At 50.2% G+C, this 13455-nt stretch carries 11 protein-coding genes; 3 read left to right on the top strand and 8 right to left on the bottom strand.

The features are described 5' to 3' along the window. Positions 1 to 46 precede the first annotated feature (46 nt). A complete protein-coding gene (gene rlmE, locus LHL18_RS14220) occupies positions 47 to 676 on the bottom strand; it encodes a 23S rRNA (uridine(2552)-2'-O)-methyltransferase RlmE (protein WP_134057341.1) in 630 nt (209 codons plus the stop codon). An 83-nt stretch (positions 677 to 759) separates the two neighbouring features. Here rlmE and yhbY point away from each other — a divergent pair, with 83 nt between their 5' ends. Beyond that, entirely contained in the window at positions 760 to 1056 is a 297-nt protein-coding gene (yhbY, locus tag LHL18_RS14215; RefSeq protein ID WP_134057343.1) for a ribosome assembly RNA-binding protein YhbY, read from the top strand. On the opposite strand, the gene LHL18_RS14210 is transcribed toward yhbY, so the two are convergent. The 5 genes from LHL18_RS14210 to dapB all read right to left on the bottom strand — a co-directional run bounded on the left by LHL18_RS14210 (position 1053) and on the right by dapB (position 7471). Continuing rightward, the gene (locus LHL18_RS14210) at positions 1053 to 1448 is read right to left on the bottom strand and encodes a hypothetical protein (RefSeq protein WP_226767556.1); all 396 of its coding nucleotides are present in this window, start codon (positions 1446 to 1448) and stop codon (positions 1053 to 1055) included. The genes yhbY and LHL18_RS14210 overlap by 4 nt on opposite strands. 161 nt (positions 1449 to 1609) lie before the next feature. Then, complete coding sequence (gene greA / locus LHL18_RS14205; protein WP_134057348.1) at positions 1610 to 2086, bottom strand: transcription elongation factor GreA; 477 nt, start codon at positions 2084 to 2086, stop codon at positions 1610 to 1612. Then, on the bottom strand, positions 2083 to 5304 hold the full coding sequence (carB, locus tag LHL18_RS14200; protein WP_226767555.1) for a carbamoyl-phosphate synthase large subunit: 3222 nt from the start codon (positions 5302 to 5304) through the stop codon (positions 2083 to 2085). Before carB ends, greA begins: the two co-directional genes overlap by 4 nt. A 30-nt stretch (positions 5305 to 5334) precedes the next feature. Further along, positions 5335 to 6465 carry a glutamine-hydrolyzing carbamoyl-phosphate synthase small subunit gene (gene carA / locus LHL18_RS14195; protein ID WP_134057352.1) on the bottom strand — a complete coding sequence of 377 codons (1131 nt, stop codon included), beginning with the start codon at positions 6463 to 6465 and terminating at the stop codon, positions 5335 to 5337. Positions 6466 to 6661: 196 nt separating this feature from the next. Beyond that, positions 6662 to 7471, bottom strand: a complete 810-nt coding sequence (gene dapB / locus LHL18_RS14190; RefSeq protein ID WP_226767554.1) for a 4-hydroxy-tetrahydrodipicolinate reductase — start codon at positions 7469 to 7471, stop codon at positions 6662 to 6664. Positions 7472 to 7659: 188 nt separating this feature from the next. On the opposite strand from dapB, the gene LHL18_RS14185 reads away from it, so the two are divergent. Then, positions 7660 to 8256 (top strand): SCO family protein, encoded by a 597-nt coding sequence (locus tag LHL18_RS14185; protein WP_226767553.1) that lies wholly within the window; start codon positions 7660 to 7662, stop codon positions 8254 to 8256. Positions 8257 to 8260: 4 nt separating this feature from the next. Here LHL18_RS14185 and LHL18_RS14180 read toward each other — a convergent pair whose 3' ends face one another. Then, the gene (locus tag LHL18_RS14180; protein ID WP_226767552.1) at positions 8261 to 9973 is read right to left on the bottom strand and encodes a tetratricopeptide repeat protein; all 1713 of its coding nucleotides are present in this window, start codon (positions 9971 to 9973) and stop codon (positions 8261 to 8263) included. 80 nt (positions 9974 to 10053) lie between these two features. Continuing rightward, positions 10054 to 11925 (bottom strand): MFS transporter, encoded by a 1872-nt coding sequence (locus LHL18_RS14175; protein WP_226767551.1) that lies wholly within the window; start codon positions 11923 to 11925, stop codon positions 10054 to 10056. Positions 11926 to 12093: 168 nt separating this feature from the next. On the opposite strand from LHL18_RS14175, the gene LHL18_RS14170 reads away from it, so the two are divergent. Continuing rightward, positions 12094 to 13416, top strand: coding sequence for a Na+/H+ antiporter NhaC family protein (locus LHL18_RS14170; RefSeq protein WP_226767550.1), 1323 nt, complete (start codon positions 12094 to 12096; stop codon positions 13414 to 13416). Positions 13417 to 13455: the final 39 nt, after the last annotated feature.

Genomic DNA, 13455 nt, shown 5'->3' with positions numbered 1-13455 from the left:
TATAACCTCTTTCTTACCAAAATTAGATAATTACCCGGCTACTTTACTAGACTTTAAAGCCGGTCGCCACGATATATGTCTCACGTGACCGCGCACGTGACGAATCGGGCTTACGTATTTTTACTGTGGTGAATGCCGAGCGTACATCTTTTAAAAACTGCTCGAAACCATCGCCCTGAAATACTTTGACCACAAAACTGCCATTTTGCTTCAATACTTTTTGACACATATCTAAAGCCAGCTCGACCAGATAAATAGACCGGGCCTGATCTGTTGTGTCATTACCACTCATATTCGGCGCCATATCAGACAATACCACATCTACGTTCTGTCCGTTAATCCGGCTCAGTAATGCCTCTAAAACTGCCTCTTCGCGAAAATCGCCCTGCAAAAAGCTGACACCGTTAATCGGATCCATCGGCAAAATATCACAGGCAATGATAGTGCCATTGTTACCAACAACACCAACGCAGAACTGTGACCAGCTGCCGGGCGCAGACCCCAGATCGACGACTGTCATGCCTGGCTTTATCAGCTTGTCTTGCTGATTAATTTCTTCCAGCTTAAATGCTGCGCGGGAGCGTAAACCGAGCTTCTGTGCCTTTTGTACAAAGTGGTCGTCAAAATGCTCTTTCAACCAGCGGGTCGAACTGGCAGAGCGTTTTTTCTTGGTCATGCTGTCACTCTTAATTAGTGTTATGCGATAGATGGCGCTACAATAGCGCAAATTCAAGCGTTATCTGCGGAAATAGTCATTTTATGAGTTTAACCAATAAACAGAAACAATTTTTAAAAGCGAAAGCACATGAACTTAAGCCCGTCATCCTGCTTGGCGGTAACGGCCTGACTGAAGGCGTGGTTGCTGAGATCGAAGTCGCGCTTAATTTTCATGAGCTTATCAAAATTAAAGTGCCAACCGAAGACCGGGAAGAAAAAAACCTGATCATGGACGCAATAGTACGCGAAACCAAAGCTGATAAAGTGCAGGTAATCGGTAAAACCTTAGTACTGTTTCGCCAGAGTGAAGATAAAAAGATTCAATTGCCCCGCGGCTAATTCATATAACCGGCAGCCCGCAATAAAGCGTAGGCTGCCAGGTCATCTTCAGCTAAACGGCTGACAAAACCTTCGGGTTTTTCCATCTCTGTTGTCTTAATAAACTGCCACTGCAGCATCTTGTCATCTGGTAGCAATGTTACCGCGTACATTAAGTTACGCTGATAGCACCACAGTGTATTGTCTCTTAATAAAGAAAATACCTCTGCCGGGCTCATTTTCCAAAGCCTGGCATCGAGAATACATCCCCAATCGCTGTTTATTACCGGTTGCACCAATAGCCGCATCTGATGTACGTACTCTCTGGCATCAACCATGGTCCAAACACCGAAAGCGGTCACCCGTAACACCCGGTCGGTTAATTCAAGCGAAAATGGCTTGCTATGCTTCATACACACCTCGTCACTGACATCGTTAATGTAACGAAGAATCCAGGTAAAATTGATCTGACCAGTAACGCAATTCAAGCTACGAGGCTACAGCCATGATACAGAGCATGATTCGAACTGACAAAAAAGCCGGTGTTTAAACCGGCTTTTTCAGGTGATGGATGTTAAATGTACTCAATCTCGGTGATTTCGTACTCCACTACCCCTTTAGGCGTAGTGATGTTGACGACGTCATCTGCTGATTTGCCAATCAAGCCGCGCGCAATCGGTGAATTTACTGAAATCAGGTTGTTCTTAATATCTGCTTCATCGTCACCTACTATACGGTAGGTGACTTCTTCTTCAGTATCCAGATTTAAAATGGTCACGGTAGAGCCAAATATCACCTTACCCGTGTTAGCCATTTTGCTGATATCAATAATTTGTGCGTTCGACAGCTTAGCTTCGATGTCCTGAATGCGGCCTTCGATAAAGCCTTGCTGTTCACGCGCAGCATGGTACTCAGCGTTCTCTTTCAAGTCGCCGTGTTCACGCGCTTCAGCGATGGCCTGGATCACCGCCGGCCGTTTCACTGATTTTAATTCATTCAGTTCAGTGCGCAGTTTTTCTGCGCCCTGCACTGTCATCGGAATTGCACTCATCCGTTTACTCTCTTATGTAATTCCTGCACCGAGGCTACACTTTCAAATGCACTGGCGGCATTTGACTTCACAGTAGCAAAGGCTGCATTCAACGTCGTGGTGTAGTTAGCTTTGTGCTGCAGGGCGCCACGACGGATGACTTTAGAGTCTTCAATTGCCTGGCGGCCATCCGTAGTGTTGACAATATAGCTGTACTCACCGTTTTTAATACGGTCCAGAATGTGTGGCCGGCCTTCAAACACCTTGTTCACTACACGGCACTCTACACCAGCAGCTTGTAAGGCTTTGGCGGTACCGCCGGTAGCGTCCAGTTCAAAACCTTTTTCTACCATGCGCTTTGCCAGCTCAATTACGCGCACTTTATCGCTGTCGCGCACTGAAAGCAAGGCTCTGCCACCTGTTGGTATTAAAGTACTGGCTCCCAACTGGCCTTTAGCAAAGGCTTGTTCGAAGGTATCACCCACGCCCATCACTTCGCCGGTAGAACGCATCTCAGGGCCTAAAATAGGATCAACGCCCGGGAACTTGTTGAATGGAATAACCACTTCTTTAACAGAGAAAAACGGTGGAATGATTTCTTTTGTCACGCCCTGCTCAGCAAGTGATTTCCCTGCCATACAGCGTGCGCCCACTTTAGCAACAGCTACACCGGTTGCCTTGGAAACGAAAGGCACGGTACGCGCAGCACGTGGGTTCACTTCAATCAGGTACACTTCGTTATCTTTCACGGCAAACTGCGTGTTCATTAAACCCACAACGCCAAGTTCCAACGCCAGCTTGCGTACCTGCTCACGCATGACATCCTGGATTTCTTTACCCAGGCTGTGTGGTGGTAAAGAACAGGCCGAGTCACCAGAGTGCACACCCGCTTGCTCGATATGTTCCATGATGCCGCCGATAACGACTTCTTTGCCGTCACAAATGGCATCGATATCCACCTCTATGGCGTCATCAAGGAAGTTATCCAGCAGCACCGGCGAATCGTTTGATACGCTAACCGCTTCGGTCATATAGCGGCGTAAGTCCTGCTCATCGTATACAATTTCCATAGCCCGGCCACCCAGTACATATGACGGGCGCACCACCATTGGGAAACCAATTTCCGGTGCTTTGGTAATCGCTTCTTCTAAGCTGGTAACGGTAGCATTTTTCGGCTGTTTCAGGCCTAAACGCTCTACCGCCTGCTGGAAACGCTCACGGTCTTCGGCACGGTCGATTGCGTCAGGTGAAGTACCAATAATTGGCACGCCGTTCGCTTCCAGGGCGCGGGCCAATTTCAGCGGCGTCTGGCCGCCGTATTGCACGATAACGCCTTTAGGTTGTTCTTTGCGGACAATTTCCAGCACGTCTTCCAGCGTAATCGGCTCGAAATACAGCCGGTCTGAGGTGTCGTAGTCAGTAGAAACGGTTTCCGGGTTACAGTTAACCATAATGGTTTCGTAACCGTCTTCACGCAGTGCAAGTGCGGCATGTACACAGCAGTAATCGAATTCGATACCCTGGCCGATACGGTTCGGGCCACCACCGATAATCATAATTTTATCGCGGTTAGTCGGTGCTGCTTCACACTCTTCATCGTAGCTGGAATACATATACGCCGTGTTCGAGGCAAACTCGGCAGCACAGGTATCTACGCGTTTATAAACCGGGTGCAGCTTATAACCGTGGCGTTTTTTACGCACTTCGTTTTCGCTGACGCCCAACACATCGGCAATACGCTTATCAGCAAAACCTTTGCGCTTTAACCGTTTTAACCGTGCTTCATCCAGTGCTGCGAAACCGTCTTTTGCCAGCGATTGCTCTTCTTTGATCAGATCTTCAATTTGCACCAGGAACCAGGGGTCAATCTTGGTCAGCTGGAAAATCTCATCCATGCTCATGCCAAAACGCATGGCGTCGGCAATGTACCAAATACGGTGTGAACCTGGCTCTTTCAGCTCGCGGATAATCTTATCTTTGGCTTCCGGTAATGTGATATCGATAACCGGATCTAACCCACATACGCCAATCTCTAGGCCGCGCAGTGCTTTTTGCAACGACTCTTGCTGGTTACGGCCAATAGCCATCACTTCACCGACAGATTTCATCTGGGTAGTTAAGCGGTCATTGGCACCGGCAAATTTTTCGAAGTTAAAGCGTGGTACCTTGGTCACCACATAGTCGATGCTAGGCTCGAACGATGCCGGCGTTTTGCCACCGGTAATATCGTTAGCCAGCTCATCCAGCGTGTAACCAATCGCCAGCTTAGCCGCTACTTTGGCAATAGGGAAACCGGTCGCTTTAGATGCCAGCGCAGACGAGCGTGATACGCGCGGGTTCATCTCGATAATCACCATGCGGCCATCTTCCGGGTTGATACCAAACTGTACGTTTGAACCACCGGTTTCAACACCAATTTCACGCAGTACCGCCAAAGAAGCGTTACGCATGATTTGATATTCTTTATCGGTTAATGTTTGCGCCGGTGCTACCGTGATAGAGTCGCCGGTGTGTACGCCCATAGGGTCGAAGTTTTCAATCGAGCAGACGATAATGCAGTTGTCGTTTTTATCCCGCACTACTTCCATCTCGTACTCTTTCCAACCGATTAACGACTCATCGATCAGCAGCTCTTTAGTGGGTGATAAATCCAGACCACGGGTACAGATTTCTTCAAATTCTTCTTTGTTGTACGCGATACCACCGCCTGAGCCGCCCATGGTGAAAGACGGGCGAATGATACACGGGAAGCCAATGTCTTCCAGTACCTGATAGGCTTCTTCCATCGAGTGCGCTAAGCCTGCACGCGGGCACGCTAAACCGATAGAACGCATGGCTTTATCAAAGCGGCTTCTGTCTTCCGCTTTATCAATCGCGTCAGCAGTGGCTCCGATCATTTCGACATTGTATTTTGCCAATACACCATGACGCTCTAAATCCAGTGCACAGTTCAGTGCCGTCTGACCACCCATGGTGGGTAAAACCGCACAGGGGCGCTCTTTCTCAATAATTTTTTCTACTACCTGCCAGTGAATAGGCTCGATGTAGGTGGCATCGGCCATTTCAGGGTCGGTCATAATGGTGGCCGGGTTAGAGTTCACCAGAATAACGCGGTAGCCTTCTTCTTTTAACGCTTTACAGGCCTGAGCGCCTGAGTAGTCGAACTCACAGGCCTGACCAATCACGATTGGGCCAGCGCCTAAGATCAGAATACTTTTTAAGTCGGTACGTTTTGGCATTGCTGCGATGTCTCCGTAATTCGTGTTTGCTTAGGCTTTATGCTTTTGCATCAGCTCGATAAAATGGTCGAACAGCTCAGAGGCTTCATGCGGACCGGGGCTCGCTTCAGGGTGGCCCTGAAAACTGAAAGCCGGTTTATCCGTACGATGGATGCCCTGTAAAGTGCCGTCAAACAACGATTTATGGGTGGCGCGTAAATTGGCCGGTAAGCTGGCTTCATCTACCGCGAAACCGTGATTCTGTGCAGTGATCAGTACACGTTTGGTGTCCAGATTCTGCACCGGGTGGTTACCACCGTGATGGCCAACCGGCATTTTCACCGTTTGTGCTCCGCTGGCCAGTGCCAGTAACTGATGGCCCAGGCAAATACCAAAAACCGGAATCTCAGTTTCTAAGAATGTTTTGATTGCTTCAATAGCGTAGGTACAAGGTGCCGGATCGCCAGGGCCGTTGGATAAGAATATACCGTCCGGGTTCATCGCTAACACGTCTTTCGCCGGTGTTTGCGCAGGCACTACTGTCAGCTTGCAACCACGGTCTGCTAACATGCGCAGAATGTTGCGCTTAACACCGTAGTCGTAGGCTACAACATGAAACTTCGCATTGTCGGGTGTGCTATGGCCTTCACCCAGTGTCCAACTGCCCTCGGTCCACTGATACGGAGCCTTAACCGTGACTTCTTTGGCAAGGTCCATACCCGAAAGGCCAGGGAAACCTTTTGCCAGTTCCAGTGCTTTAGCTTCGTCCAGGTTATCGCCAGCCATTAAACAGCCATTTTGCGCACCTTTTTCACGTAAAATTCGGGTTAACTTGCGGGTATCGATGTCGGCGATGCCGAGAATATTGTTTTGTGTTAAATACTGACTAAGGGAAAGTTGGTTACGGAAATTACTGGCAAGAAGAGGAAGGTCTCGGATTATCAGGCCTCTGGCCCAGATTCTCCCGGATTCTTCATCTTCAGTATTGGTACCGGTATTGCCAATATGTGGATAAGTGAGAGTAACGATCTGTTCTGCGTATGAGGGATCAGTCAATATTTCCTGATACCCGGTCATTGAAGTGTTAAACACCACTTCACCTACAGAAACTCCTTCAGCGCCAATGGCTGTACCGCGAAATACGGTGCCGTCTTCCAGTACGAGCAGGGCGGACTTAGTCAAGATAACCTCCAAACAGCAAAAAACGGGCGAAAACTAACACTGTTTTACAACCCGTTTTGACCCAAAATGTGATACCCGATTTGCCTTGGGCAAACCTGCTTATTCTAGGCGATCAGAGGATAATTAGCTACGATTTTTTTGAATTTTATTATAAATGACAACTTTAGCGGCTTTTTAACCTTAATAGTGCAAAAATCTAGCTTAACTGTGCCAAACCTAACACTTGTTGCATGGAATAAAGTCCGGGCTGTTTATTTTGCAACCACAGAGCAGCACGCAGAGCACCTTGTGCAAAGGTCGATCGGCTTGATGCTTTGTGGGTTATTTCCAGCCTTTCACCTAAATCTGCAAATAAGGCGGTGTGGTCACCAATAATATCGCCACCGCGCACAGTAGCAAAGCCAATAGTCTGCTGTTCGCGCTCGCCGGTCATCCCCTCGCGTCCATATACTGCTACCTTAGCCAAATCGCGGTCCAGGGCTTTAGCTATACTGGCGCCAATCGCCATGGCGGTGCCTGAGGGGGCATCTTTTTTAAAGCGGTGGTGAGCTTCAATAATCTCGATATCTGCAGTTTGTCCCATCACTTTCGCGGCCGTTTGTACCAGATGTAGCAGCAGGTTAACACCCACACTCATGTTAGGTGCCCAGACGATGGGAATATGTTCCGCCGCCTGTTGCACTTGCTTGTATTGCGCATCCGTTAAACCGGTGACACCAATTACCATCGCTTTTCTCGCTGCTACCGCCAGCTGAAGATGCGCCAGCATAGGCTCAGGCATAGTAAAGTCGACCCAAATATCAGCCTTGCTGACACTTGCGACTGAGGTTGCAGTCAGCGGCACATTTACTTTACCACAGCCGGCCAGCTCTCCGGCATCAACCCCAACCAGCTCAGAGCCGTCACGAACAGTGGCAGCGGTAAGGTTTAACTGTTGCTCGTTGGCAACACTGACCAGAGAGCGGCCCATACGGCCGTTGGCACCAAAAATTCCAATTGCAGGCATAATCTGACCCGGTATAAACATCCCAAGGTGGCTATTAGAGCAAAAGCTACAGGCTGAAGAAAGAAAAATAGCCATCTTAATGGCTAATTTTATCACTGAGTGGAGGCCTGATGTAGTTTATTCCGCTTGCAGCTTTTATGTGTTGCGCCAATACTGAAAACACAATTCTTTTTGCCGCTGACACTACCATGGCCTCTGTACGCTTACTCTCCCAGGTTATTGTGCTCAGTCTGATGCTGCCAGCCTGTTCAGAGCCGCGGCAAGATTTGCATCTACGTTATGCCACCCAACTTGACACTGCGCGGCACGTCGCAGCGTTTCAGCTGCGGGATCAGGATAATAGCGCGTTTACTAACGACAATCTGCTTGGCCATTGGAGCCTGATATTTTCCGGTTTTACTTTCTGCCCGGATATATGCCCGCTGACACTGGGTCAGTTACAGGCAGCCGAACAGCAAATGACAGGGCCAAGACGGCATCAGGTTATTTTTGTCACTGTGGACCCAGAGCGCGATACTGCAGCCAGCCTGAAACAATATTTGCAGCTGTTTCAACCACACTGGATTGGGCTGACCGGTGCTCAATCTGAACTGAGCACTTTGCTTAACAGCCTGGGCATGGCGCAGGTTAGGATACCGCAAACAGCGTCAAGTCAATACAGCATAGAACACTCAACAGCTATTGTGTTGCTGGATCCACAAGGTCGCATGACAGCTTACTGGAAAGCCCCCTTTGATACAGCGCAACTGGCAGCAGATTTCTCTGCTCTGCCAGCTGTCGATTAGTGCGTCATAACCTGGAAGATGCCAGCGTAACATCCGCATGAGCCCAGGCCTGGCGAAACCTGGCATCTGTCGCGCTTGCTTCGCCGGTTTTGTTCTGTGCCTGCAATGCCTGCATTAATCCAAACAATGACCAGCCATTTTCCGGATTCCGCTTCAACTCGTCACGATACATTTGTTCGGCCTCCGCGGCACGGTTTGCTGCCAACAACATAGCCCCTAAGGTATGCCTGACGGGGGCATGCCACGCTGGCGGTTCATCGTAAGGTAATTCATCTTCTATCGCTAACGCCTGTGCCAGCACGCTGAAGGCTTTTTTCTGATCGCCCTGCTGCCATGCCAACTCAGCCGTCAGCATCCGCTCTGCAAGCTGAACACTATGACTTAATGCATAACGATCCCATACCTTCATCGCCGCGATCTGTGGCGAGTTAAGCAGCCCGGCCAGAGATGAGTGATGCGATAGTGCTGTTTCAGGCTGCCCCAGTCTTAGTGCTGCCATGCCCTGACCATAATGCCAAAGTGCGACCATGTAAGGAAATTCCGCTTCAGGCTCAGCCATTTGGCGGATGGCTTGCCACTGGCCAAACCTTACTCTGGCAAATAATGGTGTCATGGCGAAGTTCTGCATTGCTTCCATCCCGGGCAGACGCATTAGCTGCGGATCGCTGGTACGATCATAGGTTGAATCTGCCGCAGCAATGGCGACTTTGCTGTTACCGGCCATCGTGGCAGCGAACCAGAGGAAGTGATGGTTATGCGGCACATAACCTAAGGGATATACGCCGGGCGCTGGCCGGCATGCAGCAAGGTAACTGTTATCGGCTTCAATGGCGCGCTGATTCGCGACCACAGCATCCTGCCAGCGGCCTACCCGGGCATAAATGTGTGCCGGCATGTGAACCAAATGGCCAGATCCGGGAATTAACGATCTCAAGCGGTCAGCGGCTTCTACGCCACGCTCAGGTTCATTTGATGCCTCCACTGCATGAATGTACAGATGCAGCGCTCCGGCATGCCCGGTATCCCTGGCTATAACGCCTTCCAGCACCTGCACTATCTTGGCAGTATTCCCAAGCGGCTGACCGTTATCATCCCAGTAGTCCCAGGGCTGCAGGTTCATCATGGCCTCGACATATAATGTCGCGGCATCTAACTGTGCTGGCAATGCCAGCATAAGTTTCGCCATGGCATCAGCATAAGCTTGATCCAAAGGCTTACGGTCGGCAGCTGGCTGCTCTGCGTAACGGGCACTCAGTGCGGTAATAAATGCCTGCTCCCACGGTTTTGCCAGGTGAGCCATTGACCTGGCTGCCTGCAACCGCTGCCAGGCGGCAGCGTTATTGGCAGGATCCATACCGGCATTAACATGCGGCCCCAATACCAGCGCTGCTCCCCACCAACACATGGCACATTGCGGATCGAGCTCTACCGCCTTTAAAAAAGAGCGCTCAGCCGCCTGATGGTTAAAACCATAGGTCAATACCATCGCCTGATCGAACCAGCGTTGTACCTCAGCATTGGCTGATGTAACGGGCAGGCTGTAATTACCCAACCCTTCAAGCAGCGTTGCCCCAACCGGAGCAATTTCTGGCAGGTAACTTTTATTATCTGACGGTGTCGCGGCAACAGCGGAGGAATGAGAGGCAAGCCCCAGCCAGAGACTGGTTGCATAGACTACTGCTGCAAGAACCAGCAGTAGCGTGATAAACTTTTTCATTGTGTATCTCCTTATACCTGAGTAGTAAGTGGTTGATACACGTCATGACCCGATGTGATTATTACTGCGAAACGCCCAGACTACGCTGCATCACCCCGCAATAACCGCACCTGTCGCTCCAGCTCAGCGGCGTTAGCCGCAGAGGCCGGTAATGCATCGCTGGCGTGCAGCTTTATTTTAGACCAAAACCGGCCTTTAAACTTAAATGCGCCACTGCCGTGATGGCTGAAAAATGAGCCCCATAGCCCCTGCAGTGCCATCGGTACAACCGGCACCGGCGTTTCTGCCAGAATACGTTCAATGCCGGGTCTGAAACCATCTATCTCACCGGTTTTTGTCAACCGGCCTTCCGGGAAAATACATACCAGATTGCCCTGTTCCAGCTCGCGTTTAATGCTGGCAAATGCCGCCTCGTACACTGCCTCATCCTTTTGCTTACTGCAGATAGGGATCGTTTTCGCGGCTTTGAACAACCAGTTGGCCACCGGCAAATCGTAAATGGCTTTTTCCATTACAAAGCGAACCGGCCGGCGTACCGCTCCGCCTATCAACAGCGCATCGACATAACTGACATGGTTCGCAACCAGCACCGCCGCCCCATCGGACGGAATATGCTCCAGGCCACGGCTTTGCACGCGGTACATCGTATGGCTGAGCAAATAAATCACAAAACGTAGCGCAAATTCCGGTACCTGACTGAATACATACAGGGCAACGACGGCATTCATAATCGCAAGCACCAGGAAATATTCCGGGATAGCCAAATCCAGCATCGACAAGAACACTATGCCGGCAATGGCACTACCCACCATAAATAACGCGTTAAAGATGTTATTTGCAGCAATAACACGGGCGCGCTGAGCTGGCTCAGCACGTTGCTGTAGCAGCGCATACAAGGGTACGATAAAGAGACCACCAAACACACCTATCAGCGTCAGGTTCAGCAGTACCCAGCTGCCGGATGCAGTGCTGAAAAACTGTGCCAGATTAAGCAGTTCAGTCCCGCTCAATGAAGGGCTGCTGACATACAGGCCAATACCAAACACTGTTAAACCGATAGCACCTATCGGTACCAGACCAAGCTCTACTCTATCGGCAGATAGGCGCTCGCACAGCATAGAGCCGATACCAACACCAACAGAAAACGCTACCAGCAACGCGGTTACCACAGTGTTATCGCCTGCCAGCACCGTTTTGGTAAAATTAGGGAACTGCGTTAAGTAACTGGCCCCCAAAAACCAGAACCAGCTTATTGCCATCACCGACAAATACAGTGTCCGATTCTGATAACAAATACTGACAGTCGCTTTAGTTTGCTGCCAGGGCGCAAAACGAAAGTGTTCAGCGCCGCCAATCTCACCCACTGCCGGTATTTTCCGGCTGCATAAATAACCAAGTACTGAGAACACGACAACAACAGCGCCAATCCACAGCGGTGCATTTGCCAGCCCAACCAGTAAGCCACCCGTAACGGTGCCCAGCAAAATAGCAACAAAGGTGCCCATTTCCACCCAGGCATTGCCCGCCAACAGTTCCTTGTCCGTTAACAGCTGCGGTAAAATGGCGTACTTCACCGGGCCGAAAAAAGCTGACTGAGCCCCCATCAGAAACAACACCCCTAACAGCAACAGATACTGCTGAAAATAAAAGGCCAGCGCAGCCAATAGCATCAATGCGATTTCTAACAGTTTCAGGGCCCGGATAAGTTTGGTTTTACATACGGCATCAGCCAGAGAGCCTGCAGTTGCAGAGAACAACAGGAACGGCAGAATAAACAAACCCGCCGCCAGATTCATGGTTAAGTCGGTATCCCACGGCAATGCATTCGCGGCAGTAAAAGCCAGTATCAGCATCAGCGCGTTTTTAAAGACGTTATCGTTAAAAGCGCCACTGGCCTGGGTTAGGAAAAACGGCAAAAACCGGCTGGAAGCTATTAAATTGCGCTGTGACATACCCACTCCGTTGCAAAACTCCGTATAAAACAGTTGCCAGCATAATCAACTCAGGTAGCTTATACCAGAGGACAAAATAACAAGCGCAAATTGACAGGACGTCTAGCCATCTATATATTGCGCAACCCATAAGGCTGAGTAACAGCCAGATTTTTATAAGGTCACGTTATGAACCAATCTGCTCCGGCGGCCAAAGGGGCAAAACGCTCATTGCTGCCATTGTTGTTTTTCGTAGCACTGTTTCTCGGCACCGGCTTGTATCTGCAAAGTCAGGACGTCGCTTACGCTTTTTATCAGCTCCCCGGCCATGTCGCTATTATTCCGGCACTGATCCTGGCCGTTTGGTTACATCGAGCGCCGCTGCAGCAATCAATTGATGTGATGGTTAAAGGTGCGGGTAACAGCAACATCATTACCATGTGTATTATTTACCTGCTGGCAGGTGCGTTTGCCAGTGTGGCAACGGCTACCGGTGGTGTCGATGCGGCTGTCAATGCCGGCCTTAGCCTGATACCAGCGCCGTGGCTGTTACCTGGTTTGTTTGCTATCGCTGCCCTTATTTCGACAGCAATGGGCACCTCTATGGGGACCATAGGTGCGTTGGCACCTATTGCTGTTGGCTTAGCCCACCAGGCCGGGTTAGATCCGGCACTGGTAGCTGGCGTTTTGCTAAGTGGTGCTATGTTTGGTGATAACCTGTCAATTATTTCCGATACTACTATCGCTTCAACCCGTACCCAGGGTGCGCGCATGTCAGATAAATTCCGTGAAAACATTAAGATAGCACTGCCTGCAGCGTTACTAACGCTGGTACTTTATGCACTGCTGGCAAGCGAAGGCGCGCCGATACAAACAGCCGCCGTTAACTGGACAGGTGTAGTACCTTACGCTGCGATTTTACTGCTGGCTGTTGCGGGTCTGAACGTGTTTTTGGTGTTATTGCTGGGTATCGCGCTGGCGGCATTGCAAGGGGCCTGGTTTGCCGATTATCAGCTGGCGGGGCTTGGCAAAGATATCGCAACGGGGTTTGCCAATGTGCAGGAGATCTTTATTCTGGCCATGCTGGTCAGCGCCTTAAGTGAATTCATTAAGCAGCAAGGCGGTTTGCAGTGGATTGCAGATAAAATTCAGCAGTTAGCCGGCGGTTTAAAACTGGCGGGTAACAAGGCGCAGCAACTGGCTATTGCAGCATTGGCCTTTATCAGCAACCTGTGTATTGCCAATAATACTGTTGCCATAGTACTTACCGGCGATGTTGCCAAGACGCTGGCAGAGCAGCATCAGATATCACCACGGCGCAGCGCCAGCTTGCTGGATATTTTTGCCTGTATCAGCCAGGGCTTAGTGCCTTACGGTGCTCAGGCATTGCTGTTAGGCGCCAGCTTCGGCATTTCCCCGTGGCAGGTGGTAACGCAAAGCTACTATTGTCTGCTGTTGTTACTTATTGCCGTACTGACAATACTGCTACGCAAAACAGCGGCTGTGCCCTAACCGGCACCGCATGCACCGCTTCAAACACTGGCGTTGAAG

It is taken from the genome of Rheinheimera aquimaris (assembly GCF_020531985.1).
GTDB lineage: Bacteria > Pseudomonadota > Gammaproteobacteria > Enterobacterales > Alteromonadaceae > Alishewanella > Alishewanella aquimaris.
The sequence above is the reverse complement of the archived record's forward strand: the minus strand, read 5'-3'. Positions and strand labels throughout refer to the sequence as shown.

Bases quoted from the DNA above. Each gene is read 5' to 3' on its own strand.
- carB (WP_226767555.1), bottom strand. From the start codon at position 5,304: ATGCCAAAACGTACCGACTTAAAAAGTATTCTGATCTTAGGCGCTGGC.
- greA (WP_134057348.1), bottom strand. From the start codon at position 2,086: ATGAGTGCAATTCCGATGACAGTGCAGGGCGCAGAAAAACTGCGCACT.
- LHL18_RS14210 (WP_226767556.1), bottom strand. From the start codon at position 1,448: ATGAAGCATAGCAAGCCATTTTCGCTTGAATTAACCGACCGGGTGTTA.
- LHL18_RS14175 (WP_226767551.1), bottom strand. From the start codon at position 11,925: ATGTCACAGCGCAATTTAATAGCTTCCAGCCGGTTTTTGCCGTTTTTC.
- LHL18_RS14180 (WP_226767552.1), bottom strand. From the start codon at position 9,973: ATGAAAAAGTTTATCACGCTACTGCTGGTTCTTGCAGCAGTAGTCTAT.
- LHL18_RS14170 (WP_226767550.1), top strand. From the start codon at position 12,094: ATGAACCAATCTGCTCCGGCGGCCAAAGGGGCAAAACGCTCATTGCTG.
- LHL18_RS14185 (WP_226767553.1), top strand. From the start codon at position 7,660: ATGGCCTCTGTACGCTTACTCTCCCAGGTTATTGTGCTCAGTCTGATG.
- dapB (WP_226767554.1), bottom strand. From the start codon at position 7,471: ATGCCTGCAATTGGAATTTTTGGTGCCAACGGCCGTATGGGCCGCTCT.
- rlmE (WP_134057341.1), bottom strand. From the start codon at position 676: ATGACCAAGAAAAAACGCTCTGCCAGTTCGACCCGCTGGTTGAAAGAG.
- yhbY (WP_134057343.1), top strand. From the start codon at position 760: ATGAGTTTAACCAATAAACAGAAACAATTTTTAAAAGCGAAAGCACAT.